Origin of the sequence: Terrisphaera buseokensis (assembly GCF_047521145.2) — a bacterium.
Taxonomy (GTDB): Bacteria; Verrucomicrobiota; Verrucomicrobiia; order Opitutales; family Opitutaceae; genus ER46.
Genome location: NZ_CM134186.1, coordinates 6,392,482 through 6,406,135 on the forward strand (window position 1 = coordinate 6,392,482; position 13,654 = coordinate 6,406,135).

10 protein-coding genes are annotated in these 13,654 nt (G+C 65.7%); all 10 read right to left on the minus strand.

Features of this window, described 5'->3' with window-relative positions:
• Positions 1-12: 12 nt before the first annotated feature.
• Positions 13-756: an ABC transporter ATP-binding protein gene (locus ACLJEU_RS24070; RefSeq protein WP_414663969.1), complete on the minus strand. Its 744-nt coding sequence runs from the start codon at positions 754-756 to the stop codon at positions 13-15.
• An 11-nt stretch (positions 757-767) separates the two neighbouring features.
• Complete coding sequence (locus ACLJEU_RS24075) at positions 768-2,150, minus strand: efflux RND transporter periplasmic adaptor subunit (protein WP_414663968.1); 1,383 nt, start codon at positions 2,148-2,150, stop codon at positions 768-770.
• 416 nt (positions 2,151-2,566) lie between these two features.
• Positions 2,567-3,622: an NAD(P)/FAD-dependent oxidoreductase gene (locus ACLJEU_RS24080; RefSeq protein ID WP_414663967.1), complete on the minus strand. Its 1,056-nt coding sequence runs from the start codon at positions 3,620-3,622 to the stop codon at positions 2,567-2,569.
• An 81-nt stretch (positions 3,623-3,703) separates the two neighbouring features.
• Complete coding sequence (locus tag ACLJEU_RS24085) at positions 3,704-4,555, minus strand: PIG-L deacetylase family protein (protein ID WP_414663966.1); 852 nt, start codon at positions 4,553-4,555, stop codon at positions 3,704-3,706.
• Positions 4,552-5,955: an ROK family protein gene (locus tag ACLJEU_RS24090; RefSeq protein WP_414663965.1), complete on the minus strand. Its 1,404-nt coding sequence runs from the start codon at positions 5,953-5,955 to the stop codon at positions 4,552-4,554. The genes ACLJEU_RS24085 and ACLJEU_RS24090 overlap by 4 nt, the downstream gene beginning before the upstream one ends.
• Positions 5,956-6,117: 162 nt before the next feature.
• The gene (ppgK, locus tag ACLJEU_RS24095) at positions 6,118-6,855 is read right to left on the minus strand and encodes a polyphosphate--glucose phosphotransferase (protein ID WP_414663964.1); all 738 of its coding nucleotides are present in this window, start codon (positions 6,853-6,855) and stop codon (positions 6,118-6,120) included.
• A gap of 83 nt (positions 6,856-6,938) precedes the next feature.
• A complete protein-coding gene (locus ACLJEU_RS24100; RefSeq protein ID WP_414663963.1) occupies positions 6,939-7,826 on the minus strand; it encodes a ThuA domain-containing protein in 888 nt (295 codons plus the stop codon).
• Between the two features lie 201 nt (positions 7,827-8,027).
• Positions 8,028-9,302 carry a dienelactone hydrolase family protein gene (locus ACLJEU_RS24105; RefSeq protein ID WP_414663962.1) on the minus strand — a complete coding sequence of 425 codons (1,275 nt, stop codon included), beginning with the start codon at positions 9,300-9,302 and terminating at the stop codon, positions 8,028-8,030.
• A gap of 158 nt (positions 9,303-9,460) precedes the next feature.
• Positions 9,461-10,801 (minus strand): FAD-dependent oxidoreductase, encoded by a 1,341-nt coding sequence (locus ACLJEU_RS24110; RefSeq protein ID WP_414663961.1) that lies wholly within the window; start codon positions 10,799-10,801, stop codon positions 9,461-9,463.
• A gap of 206 nt (positions 10,802-11,007) precedes the next feature.
• The gene (locus ACLJEU_RS24115; protein ID WP_414663960.1) at positions 11,008-13,653 is read right to left on the minus strand and encodes a TonB-dependent siderophore receptor; all 2,646 of its coding nucleotides are present in this window, start codon (positions 13,651-13,653) and stop codon (positions 11,008-11,010) included.
• Position 13,654: the final 1 nt, after the last annotated feature.

A 13,654-nucleotide genomic window follows, 5' to 3' on the forward strand; every position in this document is an offset into this window, starting at 1 on the left:
AGGACGAACGGCTCAATGCGCCGGTCCGTCGGATTCGATCAGGCCGTCGCGCAGGCGCACAATGCGGCGGGCGTGGCGCGCGATGTCCTCTTCGTGCGTGACGACGATCAGCGTGTTGCCCTGGGCGTAGAGCTGCTCGAAGAGATTCATGATTTCGACGCCCGTCTTGGAGTCGAGATTGCCGGTCGGTTCGTCGGCTAGGATGATCGACGGCCGGGTGACGAGGGCGCGGGCGATGGCGACGCGCTGGCGCTGGCCGCCGGAAAGTTCGTTCGGACGATGGTGCAACCGTTCGCCGAGGCCCACGTTCTCCAGCGCCTCGCGCGCGCGGGCCAGCCGCTCGGTCTTGCCGATGCCGGCGTAGATGAGCGGCAGCTCGACGTTGTGCAGCGCGTCGGAACGCGGCAGCAGGTTGAACGTCTGGAACACGAAACCGATCTCGCGATTGCGGATCTCGGCCAGTTCGTCGTCCACCATCGTGGCGACGTTCTTGCCCGAAAACTCATAGCGGCCGGACGTCGGCGTATCGAGGCAGCCCAGCATGTTCATCAACGTCGACTTGCCGGAGCCCGACGGACCCATGATGGCGAGATACTCGTTGCGATGGATCCGCACGTCGACGCCGCGTAGCGCGTGCACGGTCTCGGAGCCCATGCGGTACTGCTTGGTGACGCCTTCAATATCTATGACCAACGGCCCGGCGGGACGAACGGCGCGGGAGGCGAGCGTGGCGGTGGAAGGGGCGGAGGGAGTCATGGCAAGGGGTCTTACTTTTTCTCGTCCTCTTTTTTCTTGGGCTTCTCGATGCGAATCTTGGTCCCGTCCTTCAGCTGCCGGGTGATCACGCTGAAGGGGCCGCTCACGACCTCGGTGCCGGCCGCGAGGCCCGATTTGATTTCCATGTGCGACGTATCGCCGATGCCGGTCTCCACCACGACCATCTTCACAGTGTCTCCGTTCACCTCGAAAACGACCCGCTGCAACGCCTCCCGATCGGCGCGTTCGCGATCGCGCTGCTGGCGTTCATTGACGGCGTTGGCCGAGCCTTCGCCCTGCGTTTCCTTGGCCTTCGTCTCCCGATCGGTCGCGAGCTGCTCGATGGTCTTGGCTCCTTCCCGACTGCGCACCGTGACGGACTGGATCGGAACCGCGACGACGTTTTCGACCGTCTTGGTTTCGATGTCGACGTTCGCGCTCATGCCCGGACGGAGCCGGACATCCTTGTCGGCGACGCGGATCTTCACCTGGAAATTCGTGACTTCCTCCTGCGTGTTCTGGCCAGTCGTGCGCGCCGCGGAGGCGATTTCCTTGACCGTGCCAGCGAACTTGCGGCCCGGATACGCGTCGATGGTGATGCGAGCCTTGTCGCCCACCTTGACGTTGACGACGTCGTTCTCGTTCACGTTCACCCGCACTTCCATGTCGATGAGGTTCGCCACGCGCATGATCTCCGTGCCCGCCATGGTGCCGGTGCCCACGACGCGTTCGCCGGCCTCGCTCGTCAGCGAGCTGACCGTGCCGTCGGTCGGCGCCACAATCGTGGTCTTGGACAGAAGATCGCGCGCCTGGGCGAGTAGGCCCTCGGTGCGGCGGATTTGCGCGAGCGCATTGTCGAGGTTGGCCTCGGCGACGTCGACCGTGGTCTTCGCGGCATTAAAATCCGACTCGGACATCAACTTCTGCTTGAAGAGGTCCTCGGTGCGCTTGAAGTCGTCCTTCGACTTCAGCAGCTGCGCCCGGGCCTGCACCGCGCCGGCCTTGGCCGCGACGAGATTGGCCTCCTGCTGTTCGAGCTGATAAAGGTAATTGTCGGCTTTGATCCGCACCAGCAGATCGCCCTTCTTGACCGGCGCGCCCTCACGCACGGTGAGCTCGATGATTTCACCGGAAACCTCCGGCGAGATCTTCACTTCCACTTCCGGCTGAATCTTGCCGGTGGCATTGACGGTCTGCGTGATCGTCTTGGTGACGGACTTCTCGGTCGTCACCGCGATGCTCTTCACCTCGTTCTTGCGCTTGAAGTACACCGCGCCGCCGACCCCGGCACCCACGAGAATCACAAGGAGAATGATCCAGCGTACACGGGATTTCCTGGGCGGTGCCGAAGCGGCGGAAGCACCGGCTTGGGGCACGGTCGGAGAACGGTTCATGGCGGTCAGGTGCGAAGTTACGGAAAGGTTCATGGGACTAAATCGTCGGCGGCGATGCAAGCGACCTGTTTCCCGCGACCCGTACGCAGAAATGTGGCCGGCCCCACAACGAGCCGGCCACACAACACAACTGATGACTACGAACGAGTAACGGTATGATGACCGCACGGTTGGAGGAAAACGCGTTTGCGACCAACCGAACCAAGTTCACGACGAAGCGTGGCCTGGGAGCGATCGAAGCGCGTCTTTTCCAACCAGCGGACATGAAGCTACAACCCGATCCGCCGATAAAAGTTACAGGAGATTGCAGCGATTTGAGGCCGCAGGCCCACCCGCAACGAACGCGACTGCAGACAAATTTCAGCAGAGGAATTCAACCCACGGATCTCCCTCCACGTTCACCGTTGGCCGTTGGCTCATTTCTCCGTCGTTCCGTTCCCGCCGCCCCCCGCGCTTCCTCCCCGGCCTGCTGGTGCACCCGCCTGCCGTCCAAACCGCGTCACGTCGACTTCGACGTCGAATGGCACGCCCTCGGTGAGATGGTTCACCCATTGGCGTGCAAGCAGCGGCGCCCACAACACGCCCTTGCCGCCCAACGCATTGATCAGGCCTAGCCCGGGCTGGTCCGGATGACGCCCGGCGATCGGCCGCTTGTCCGGCAGTTGCACGCGTACGCCGGCCCGCCGCCCCACCACCGCAAAGGTCCGCTCCGCGCCCAGCAGCTCGCGCGCACTGGCGGTGAGCGCACCGAGCGCGGCCTCACTCGGCGTCGTGTCCATCACTCCCGGTTCATGCGTCGCTCCGACCCATGCGCGCTGCGCCGCGACCGGCAGCACCCAGTGCCGCCGGTTCAGGATTACATCGGGGTCCAGGCCTTCGACCGCCAGCTCGATCAATTCACCCTTTGAGAATTCCCAGGGGACGAACGGGAACGTCCCACCCGTGGCCGTCGCCCGTCCGCGGCAGTCGATGACCACCGCATGACGCCCGATCGCATCCGCGAGCTCAATCCGCTCTGACCGCAGCGCGCCCGCCGCCGTCCAGCGCGCCCGCGCGGCCTGCAACAACCGGCTGAGATCCACCCGCGCCGCCTCGCGAATCCAGAAACCGGATTCGTCCACCGTCTCAACGTACGGCGCGAGTTCGCCCCGCGCGTGCTTGGCCAGCGCTGCGTCGCGTTCGCGCGCGTCGGCGAAGGATCGTCGCACCCGCAGCTCCCGCCACAACGGCACCTCGAGCTGCGCCTCCAGCGCGCGGTACGCCAGGCGCGCCGCCGGCAGCAGTGCCTCGATGCGCCAGCTTTTCACGATCCGGCGGCCCGTCACGGGATTCACGATCCCGGCGGCCACCGGCGTCGCCGCGGAGGCGTGCCCTGCATCCACGATCGCGAAAGAAATTCCCACCCGCTCCAGCTCCGCCGCGAGCATCGTGCCCGCCAGGCCTTGGCCGAGGATCAGGATGTCAGGACGCACGGACAGATATCGTCGGAGCGAGGGCGTTCGACGCTCCGATTTTTCCTCAGCACGCCGGAGCCTGCGCTCCCGGGGAAAAGCTCACGCGAACTTCGCGAGGCGGGCCGCGACGTCCTGCTTGAAGCGTTCGACGTGGTTCAGGGTGTACTCCGCCACCGAGAGGCTCGGATCGTTGACGAGGGGCGTGAGATCCATCGCCCACGTGATGCCGTCGAATTGATCGGTCGCATGCGAGGTGTGATAGGTGGCATGCGCCAGCCGCCGACCGGCGGTCGCGAGGTCGTAGCGTTTGCCGCCGGTGATTTGGGAATCGAACACCCCCACGAGCGCCGCCGCCAGGTTGGGAAACCGGCCGACGTCGAGCACCTGCTTGTCGGAGTCGACCATCCAGTCGAGATCGCGCCAGACTTCGCAGCCGTACACGCGCTTCGGCCGCTGGTGCGGTGGCAGCTGGCGCAACGCCGTGAGGCTGTGACCGAACACGCCGATATGCGTGTCGTGCTTGTCCGCCGGCTGATGCAGATAAACCACGTCCGCTCCCGCCGCGGCGAAGATCGCCGAGAGATCGCTCTGCACCGCGGCATTGGCGCGATCCTTCACCGCCGAGCTTGGATGCGCGAGCTGCAGCTGGATGCTGTAGTCGCCCACGAACGCCGCCTTGCGCTGCTCGAGTCGGCGCACGTCCTGCATCTGCGCATCCGTGTAGTTGCCGTAGATCCCCGTGCGGGAACTGCCCGAGCCATTCGTCACGACGACGCCGCTGAACCACTTGTCGGCCAGTCCAAAGCATTCGACGATGCCGTGGTAGGCCATGATCTCGATGTCGTCCTGATGCGCCGCCACACACAGGTGTGTGGTGCGCGCGAGCGCCGCCTCGGGCGTCACGCTGGCGTCTGGAACGAAGATGTCCGCGGCAGGATGGAAGAATTTCATCGGGAGGAGACGGGTATCGCCGGCAGACTGGCCGCAGCCGTGGCCTGGCCATGGCGTTTGCTGTGCTCGTCCGGGGTCCGCAGGCGGATCGATTCCTCGAGCTCGGGAAACTCATCGCGCAGCACGCCCTCGGCGCGGGCGAGGATGATCTCGCCGCCCTCGCCCGACGTCACGCGCCCGAGCACCAGCAGGTTTCGAATCTCGTAGAACTCCGCGTAGTGCGCGATGCCATAGCCGAAGCACACGCCGATCGATTCGTAGATGCCGCGCGCGCGCGGATCGCCGGCCTTCATCGCCGTCTGCACCGCGATGAGCTGCTCGGGCAGCGGGATGCCGGGCGGGAAATTGAAACCCGCGCGCACCGCCAGCCGCGCCACGCCCTGCTGCGAGAAATACTGCGCGCCCACGCCGCGATCGCCCGACCACTCGTCGCGCGGCCCATCAGGCCGGTAGTCGACCGGCGCGAAGGCCAGCTCGTTGAGCCACGACGTGATGTTGCCCGCGGGCGTGACGTAGCCGCCGGCCTGGCTCGTGCCCATCGACACGCCGAGCACGGCGTTGTCGTTCATCGCCATCGAACCGGCGAGCGCCGTGACCTCGCCGTCGTTCACGACCTCGAACGGCACGCCGCCCCAGCGCTCCTGCAGCGTGAAGAACATCCGGCGGATGTGCTGCTCGAAAAGATCCGCCGGCACGCCGCGGAACAACGACGCCGCGCGCACCTCGTTGTTCACATAGACGCCCGCCGCGCTGCCGCCGATCGCGTCGACCCGCGGCAGATGCGCCGCCGCCCGCTGGAGCGAATCGTGCACGCCCTCGATGTGATACGCGGGATCCTTTTGGAAATACGGATCCCAGGCGATCTCCTCGGAGAACACGACCTTGCCGTCGATCAGCGCCGCCGCCTTGCGATCGCTGCCGCCCAAATCGAAGCCGATGCGGCAGCCCTCGAGGTGCCGGCCCATGGGCAGGCTGGTTTCGACCGACGCCGGGAGCGCCTCGAACGTCGAGGCCTCCACCGAAAACACGCGACCGAAAATCTTCTGGCCCATGAAATCAAAATCGAACGCACGCGCGCCCGCCGGGTGATAAATCTTCGCGAGTGCCGTCGCGATCTCATCGGCGCCCGCCACGAGCACCTGCGGAGCGCCCTTCATCCACAGCAGGAATTTCAACAACCGCTCCGCGTAAGTCAGCGTCAGCGCCGCCGCCGGATGACCGGCCGAAAGAATCCGCGCGTCGTGCCGAAACACCGATCCATCCGGCCGCACCAGCACCAGGGCAAACGGACGCGCGCCGGCATCCTTGGCCACGAGGGCGCGATAAGCCCGGTGCCACAGCGCAGCGGGAAGAAATTCAGGATCGAGCGGAGGGCGGACTTTCGGGTTAACGGTGAGCATGGATGAAACGCAACGGCCACGCTAGGCCGGCCGCGGCGATCTTTGGAAGTCTTTTGGGAGCGCCGGCCTCCGGCCGGCCTGAACCTCGGCGCGGGACGGAGGCTCGACTCAATTCCGGTGCAGCCCGGAGGCCTGCGCTCCCAGGGGCTCGCGGGCCCGCGCTTACTTCGCCTCGACCGCCCACATCGCGGCGCCCGCGATGCCCGCCTGATTCAGAAAACGCGCCGGCACCAGCTTCGCCCGCGATTTGATGTACGGGAAAAATTTCTCGTGCTTCGCGCTGACCCCGCCGCCAACGATGATGAGTTCGGGCCAGATCAAACTTTCCAAGGTGGTGACATAATCACAGAGCCGGCCGCCCCAGTCTTCCCACGACAGGTCCTTGTCCTCACGCACCGACGCCGCGACGTACTTCTCCGCGGACTTGTCATTCTTCCACGGGAAATGCCCCAGCTCGAGCGGCACGACCACGCCCTGATAGGCGAGGCACGAACCGACGCCCGTGCCGAGCGTGAGCAGCAGCGCCTTGCCCATGAAATCCTCGCCCGCGCCAAAGCGCATCTCGGCGACGCCCGCCGCCGCAGCATCGTTGATCATCGCCACGCGACAGCCGGTGGCCTTGCCAAACAGCTGCGCGCCGTCGCAGCCGACAAATTTCTCGTGGAGATTCGCCGACGTCCAGATTGTCGCCCCCTCGATCACGCCGGGAAATCCGACGCCGATGGGCCCGCGCCACTTGAAGTGTTCCGCGATCTCGCCGACGACCTTCGCCATCCGTGCCGGCGGCATGTCCTTGTCGACCTCGATGCGATGGCGCTCCTCGAGGAGCTTGCCCGTTTTGGTGTCAACGGGCGCGCCCTTGATGGCCGAACCGCCGATGTCGATGCCGAGTGCGTTCATGTGGGGCCGGGAACCAAACGCTCCGCCGGCCGCTTGGCAATCCAGCGATCGCTTCCGCGGCCCGCCTCGCCCCGCGCCATCGCCTACTTCTTCTTCGGCGCGGGCTTCGGATCGAGATTGGCCGCGAGCTGGTCGGCCGTGACCGTCGACACGACGCCGTTCTTCGGCACCTCGACCTTCGCGACCCAGAGCAGCGCGTTGAGCACGACTTTGCGCTGATTCTCGTCGCCCCAGTTTGCATGCGTGTGACCGCCCGTGAAGCCGAAGCCGCGGCCGCCGCCCGGCCGATCATAGACCCACATCATCGTCTCGGTCCGGCCCTTGGCCGCGAGAACGTGTTCGTACGGGCCCTTGGGCGAAACGTACGGCCCGGCCCGAACCGCATCCGAAGGCTTGGCCGTGAGAATCGGCGTGATGCCCTTTTCGCCCTCGGTCCACCGCATGTTGAAATACCACTCGTCGCGATTGCTGAACGGCTTCACGCCGCGCGCCACCGGGTGGTCCGGGAATTTCTGATACTCCGGCGACCACATCGGATTGCAGGAGTAGTTCGACTCGTAGTAGCCGCCAATCCACTGGAGAAACTCCGGTCCCCCATTGTCCTTCGGAATCTCCACGCCGTAGTGCATCAAGCCGAGACCAACGCCTTTCCGGACGAGCTCAGCCAAGATCTGCTTGTGGTCCTCCTGAATCGCCGGGTGCTTGCCGCCGCCGTCGCAGTAGATCACGACCGCATCCGCACCCTCGAAGGCGTTGGCCACATCCGGCCAGCCATTCGTGTAAACCGCCACCTTCACGCCGGGCGTGGCGGCCAGGCACTGCTGCAACAACAGCGCGCCCGCGCGAAATTCGTGCATGCCCGGCGGATGACTCGGCTTGCCGGCAATGAGGACAATTTTCTTGTCGGCTGCAGCGAGCAGCGACGACGCCAGGCCGAGGGCCGCGACGAAAAGGACGAGGAGACGTTTCATAGGGTAAAGGGTCGGTGACCACACAACTCACACCGCGCCGGATCGCAACGCCCCGCCGCCCGCGGCACAAACCAAAACGACACGGGACACACCGCTCGTCCCACCCACGCCGAAAGCACAACTGCAGAACCGCCGTGCCGGCTAAACGCCCAAGGCGACCGGCAGCGCGCACATATCACCGGCTGCGTGCGAAGCCATCGCTCAGCCCAGATGCCGCTCGAACCAAGCGAACGCCTCTTCCTGCATCGGTCGGGTGAAACTGTGCGGCACATCGTGGAACCGGCCGGCAAACTGCGCGTCGGCGCCGGCCGCCCGGTAGAGCGCAGTGATCTGATCGACCGACTCCTTCATTCCAGCGGCGGGAAACAAACCGTCGCGCGCGCACTGTAGCACCAGGAGAGCGCGCGGGGCGGCGAGCGCCGCCACGTCCGGCCAGTCGAGATGGCGGTGCAGCGCGGGCATGAAGTGCACCCACGAGTGGGTGTCGAGGTGGGCTTTGATCATCGAGCGCACGGTCGACATGAAACCCACCACGCAACCGGCGCGGATCCGGGGATCGAGCGCAGAGAGAAACAGCGCGCGGTAGCCGCCCATCGACACGCCCTGACAGCCGATCCGGCCGGGATCCACGTCGGGCCGCGACACGAGATAGTCGATCGTGCGCCGATCGTCCCAGAACACGATGCCCGGCCAGGTGGCGCCGGCGAACGTCAGGCCCTTGACCAGCGTGGATTCGCGCGCGCGGCAGAGCGCGTTGAGGGATTTCACGTCATCGAGCGAGTACTTCGCACGATTCCAGCCGGCCGCGAGCCCGGCGTCGGGCACGGCGCGACGTTCGCCAAACATGAAGGCGTCGATCGTGATCACCACGTACCCGCGCCGGACCAGCGCGGTGGCGGTGGGCCGGCCGGCGTAGTTGGTTTCGTGGTACGCCGTCATCGACGGATGATTCGCGCCGAAGTCGATGACCTTTTCCTTCCCGAAGAGAAACATCCCGCCGTGCGAATGCAGGTCCACGATCGCCGGCGCCGGCCGGCGGAGGCCTTTCGGCACCAGGACGTACGCGGGCACACGCAACGCCGGCGTGGTGGCAAACGTGATCTTCTCGCGCACGTAATCACCGCAATCGACACGCTCGATCAGTTGCGCCGCGGGATCAACCGGCTCGGGCCGGTACTGCAGCACTTCGAGGAGTTGTTCGCGCGCGGCGGCTTGAAACTCCGGGAAAGTTCGGAACCGCCCGCTCGTCCACGCGTGCGAGTAGGTGTTCGCGTCGGCCAGCCGCTGCACGTCGGGCCACAGCGTACCAAGGTCGGCGCGGTGGGCAGTCAGGTCCCGCGGGAGATCCGGCGGCATCGCGGGGTGGGCGGCTTCCGCGGCGCGGGCACTCGACGCCAGCGTGGAGCCGAGTGCTGAAGCTCCGAGGGTGGCGGCGATAAATTCACGGCGTGACGACGGCAACGGGGAGGAGTCCATGGGGACGAGACGGGACTCCACTGGGACCGCGACCGCCCCCGGTCGCAAGATCCGGAAGCGACCGGGGGCGGTCGCGGTCCCGGGAATGTCGAAGGTGTCAGGAGTGATCGAAGTCTCAGCCCTCAACGCTCAACTGCATGAGTCCGACCCAGACCACCTCACGCCACCTTCGGCACAATGGCGGCGTGCCGCGCGAGTTCACGGCGGACGTCGGCGACAGGAACCTGCAGCGGCGTGAGGCCAGCCTTGGCGGCCAGCGCTGCATTCACGCCGGCGGCCTGCCCCATCGCCATGCACGACGCCTGCACGCGCAGCGCCGAGTTGGCGAGTTGGTCGCTGCTGAGGCACCGGCCCGCCACCATCAGATTGGTGCTGCCCTTGGGGATCAGCGCTCCCCGCGGAACGGTCGGAACAATTCCCTCATTCAAATGCTTGGGCGTCACGCCTCCCTCGTAGTGCAAATCGATCGGATAAAATGAATGGGACACGGCGTCGGCGAACACGCGTCCAGACGTGTAGTCGTCGTGCGTGATCGTCGTCTCGCCGACGATGCGAAACGTCTCGCGGATGCCGGCCTCCGCTTGAAGGCGCTCGATATTCATCAGGGCGAACGCCGGCTCCTGCTTCAGGAATCGCAGCACGCGCAGGAGCGCCTGCCGGCCGAGAACATTCGCGTCAGTGTGCGTCTCGGAAGTGGATGAATCCGCCCCGGGAATGTGGTTCCCACTCTCACCGCCTTTGCCGAGAAAGCCGGCGATGCTGCCATTGATGTCGGTGGGCTTCAGCGCACCGGACTTTCGAGCCGCGTCGAGTTTCACCTGCAGCGCATTCATATCGATGGTCGCCAGATCATAACCGCCGATGCGGTAAATGAGCGTTCCCGGCTGACGGCTTTTTTCCCGCAGGCGAGGCAGGCCGATCAGACCCACGACGGAGGCGTTGCCCGTACAGTCCACGAGTTGCTTCGTCGTCACGTCGAGATTCGTGCCCTTGCCCACGAGGCGCACGCGCCAGCCGGCTGGGAGCGGAGTCACCGCGAGCGGAAACTCATAGTAACGGAGCTGCACGCCGGCCTTGAGGCAGGCCTCCTCCGCGAGCGCGGCGTAGAGCGCGCCGTTGATCCGGACCTGATGCCGCCAGTGTTGCCGCCCGGTGGGCTTGGTGAAGTCCGGCAGATCGCCGCTGTTTAGGTCGACGGCCGCGGTCACGAGTTCCCAGCCGATGCCGGCAATCACCTGCTTGCCCCAGGCATGAAACAGGCCGGGAAAATCCACGCCGGCCGTCGTGGTGGTGCCACCCAGCTGGCTGCCGGACTCGACGAGCATGGTGCGCGCACCGAGCCGGGCGGCCTGCACGGCGGCGATCGTTCCGGCCGTGCCGCCGCCGATGATCAGGACGTCGGTGTCAACCGTGCGCGGCGGCTTGGGCAAGTCCGCTGCGACGAGTGCGCTCGAAGCCGACACGGTGCCGAGGGTGGTGAGGAAAGTGCGGCGTTTCATGAGGGGGAATAGAATCGTTTCCGAGCGGGAGAAGCAGCTGAATTCAAGCCTGCCCGCCAATCACACGAAGCCATGCGAATCTCGGCGGCAAACTGAGATCCGCCCCAGCTCCTCCGCGGTTCAACGCAGCTGAGGGATCCTTGCTCCTCGTTCTCATTCGCGTCGCTTCGTGTGATTGGCGGGCAACCGACGTTTACCGGCCTGGTTTAGAACGTCGTGCCGGCCGAGAGGCGCCAGGTGCGCGGGTTCGCGTAACCCAGCGAGCGGTCCGCGTAGAAATTATCCGTCACGTTGTTGACGTTGAGCTGGAATCGCACGCGGCGCTGGAAGACGCGCGTCGCGTAGGCCACGACGACATCGAGACGGTCGTAGGCGTCCTGCACGACAAACTTGCGCGCGAACGAAGCATCGAGCGGGATCGGGCCTTCGCGGCGCTGATAGCCGAGACTCAGCGCGAGCCCCGCCAGCGGCGCCTGCGTGAACTCGTACTTGGTCCACAGCGCGTAGGAGTCGGGCGAGTTGCCGACGAGCGGCAGGCCGAGCGTGTCGGGTTTGCCGTCGTTGTTCAGATCGGGCGAGCTCGCGGTGTTGATGACGTCCGCGAACACCCGGGCATTGATGTGCGCCGCGGACAGGATGGCGGTGAAGTTGCGCGTGGGCGTCCACACGAGATCCATCTCGTAGCCATCGGACCGCTCGCCGTCGGTCAGCGTCGCGCCGTTGATGCCGAGCACGGCCGCGCCCGAGTTCACGCGGCGGACATTTTTCTTGTCGACCTGGAACAACGCCACCGTGCCCGTGAGCTTGTTCTTGATCAGCGAAAACTTGAGGCCGCCTTCCTTGCCCACGCCGTTTTCGGGCGGGAAAAAAGGCGACGTCGGATCGATCGTGCTCGCGCGGCCATTGGGCCGGAACGATTCGGAATAGAGCGCGTAGGCTGAAATGCCCGGCGTGATCGCGAAGGTCGCACCGTACTGCGGCGTCCACGCCGTCCGGCCCTGCGCCCGCAAATCACTCCACCGCGTGCCGCCGAGAAGCGTCAGCCGTTCGTCGAACAGCTTCATCTGGTTCGTCACGTAAGCGCCCTGCTGCCAGATCGGTTTCGACCACGGGTTGTTCACGACCGCGCCCGGCCCGTTGGGCGTGCCAATCTCCTCGAGCGTCGGATACTTCCTCACGCCGAAGATCTCCGCGTCGGTCCCGCGGTCGAAGAGAAATCGCTTCGTCGTGAACGGGCTGTTGTTCGCGTAGGCAAAGAGCAGTTCCTTGTTGCCGGCTTCCGAACGATCCCAACCGGCGACCAGCTTGTTCTTGGTGCGGAGCAAATCGAAGGAGACGAGGACGTTGACATTGATCGTGCGGTTGACGGCCCCGATGGAACTGATGCCCGGCCGGTCGAAATAGGAGTAGTTGTCATTCGTCGCGATCCGGTTGCGCGTGACCGTGGTGCGCTGGAGGCGGTTGCCGTCGCTCGCGCCATACACGGCACTGACCAGCACGCGTTCGCCGACTTTCTGCGCCAGGGTGACGGAGTGGAACGTGGACTCGTCGTCATAGGTGTCCGTGGGCGTCAGCGCGCCGAGTTCGATCGTGCGCTGCAAGGCGGCACCCGTGAGCAGCTGCTGGGTGAACGGTGCCGGCCGGTCCGTGGTGAGGAACACGTCGCCGAGACGCTCCTGAATACCGGTCTGCTTGCGGACCTGCGCGTCAAACGTGAGGCGCGTCGTTGGCGTGGGATTCCACTCGGCGACCGCGCTGAGGAACGTCTGGTTGTCATGCCAGAATTTCCGCCAGCCGTCGGTGTCGAGCCGGGAGCCCATGAACCGGAAGAGCAGGGTCTTGTCGACGATGGGCTGGTTGAAATCGAATTCGGCGTACTTGTAGTTGTCGTCGCCAAAGCCGAGCCGGACCGCGCCATAACGCTCGGCCAGCGGCCGCTTGGTGATCACGTTGATCACGCCGCCCGGATCGGCGGCACCGAAAAAGATCGAGCTCGGTCCCTTGAGGACCTCGATGCGTTCGAGATTCGCGGAATTGGTGATGCCCTGCATGCGGACGCCGTTGCGCAGCACCTGCGAGGTCTGGAAGCCGCGCACCACGAATTGCTCGCTGCGGGTGCCGCCGCCCGCGCCTTCATTGCGCGCCGCGAGACCGACGCCGCTGATGAAACGAATCGAGTCCTCGACGCGCCGCGTGTCCATGTCCGCCAGCAGCGCGGCGGTAACGACCTGGATGCTGGCGGGCATGCTTTTCACGTCCGTCGCGATCAGCGTGCCGGACACAGTTTTCTCGGCCCGATAGCCGCTGGTGTCGGAGGCGGAAACGGTGAACGCATTGAGGGTGACGACCTGCGAGTCCGCCACCGGGGCGGACGCAGGAGCGGGGACTTGCGCCTCGGCGACGCCGGCAGCGGCGAACCAGGTGGCGAGTGACGTAAGAAGAGAGCGGGTTTTCACGGGGGTTTCGGCAGGGGTGGAAGCGGAAAAGGGTTTGGATGGGACAGCTGGCGGAGTTTCGGGCGGCGACGCCGGCGGCGCGCGCGACGGCGTGCCCGACGTGATCGCGATCGCACGCGTGGCTGCGTCCTGCCGCGCTTTCAGCGGTGTGCGCTCCAGCATGCGATCGAGCGCCGCGAGCGGGACGAACTCACCCTGCACGGCCTGCGTCCGGATCCCGCTTACATCATCGGGAGAGTAGAGCAGTTGTTCGCCGGATTGGGTGGCGAAGCGTTTCAGACTGACGACCGCGTCTCCTGCGGGAACGTCGAACGACCGGCGTCCGGACTCGGCCGCGCCCTGCGTGACGGGCAGGAGCAAACCCACGCCAAGCCAGACGCCGCAGGAAACGCGCACG

Excerpts from the sequence above, each read along its gene's own strand:
- ACLJEU_RS24070 (WP_414663969.1), bottom strand. The coding sequence starts at position 756 with ATGACTCCCTCCGCCCCTTCCACCGCCACGCTCGCCTCCCGCGCCGTT.
- ACLJEU_RS24075 (WP_414663968.1), bottom strand. The coding sequence starts at position 2,150 with ATGAACCGTTCTCCGACCGTGCCCCAAGCCGGTGCTTCCGCCGCTTCG.
- ACLJEU_RS24085 (WP_414663966.1), bottom strand. The coding sequence starts at position 4,555 with ATGAAATTCTTCCATCCTGCCGCGGACATCTTCGTTCCAGACGCCAGC.
- ACLJEU_RS24090 (WP_414663965.1), bottom strand. The coding sequence starts at position 5,955 with ATGCTCACCGTTAACCCGAAAGTCCGCCCTCCGCTCGATCCTGAATTT.
- ppgK (WP_414663964.1), bottom strand. The coding sequence starts at position 6,855 with ATGAACGCACTCGGCATCGACATCGGCGGTTCGGCCATCAAGGGCGCG.
- ACLJEU_RS24100 (WP_414663963.1), bottom strand. The coding sequence starts at position 7,826 with ATGAAACGTCTCCTCGTCCTTTTCGTCGCGGCCCTCGGCCTGGCGTCG.
- ACLJEU_RS24105 (WP_414663962.1), bottom strand. The coding sequence starts at position 9,302 with ATGGACTCCTCCCCGTTGCCGTCGTCACGCCGTGAATTTATCGCCGCC.
- ACLJEU_RS24110 (WP_414663961.1), bottom strand. The coding sequence starts at position 10,801 with ATGAAACGCCGCACTTTCCTCACCACCCTCGGCACCGTGTCGGCTTCG.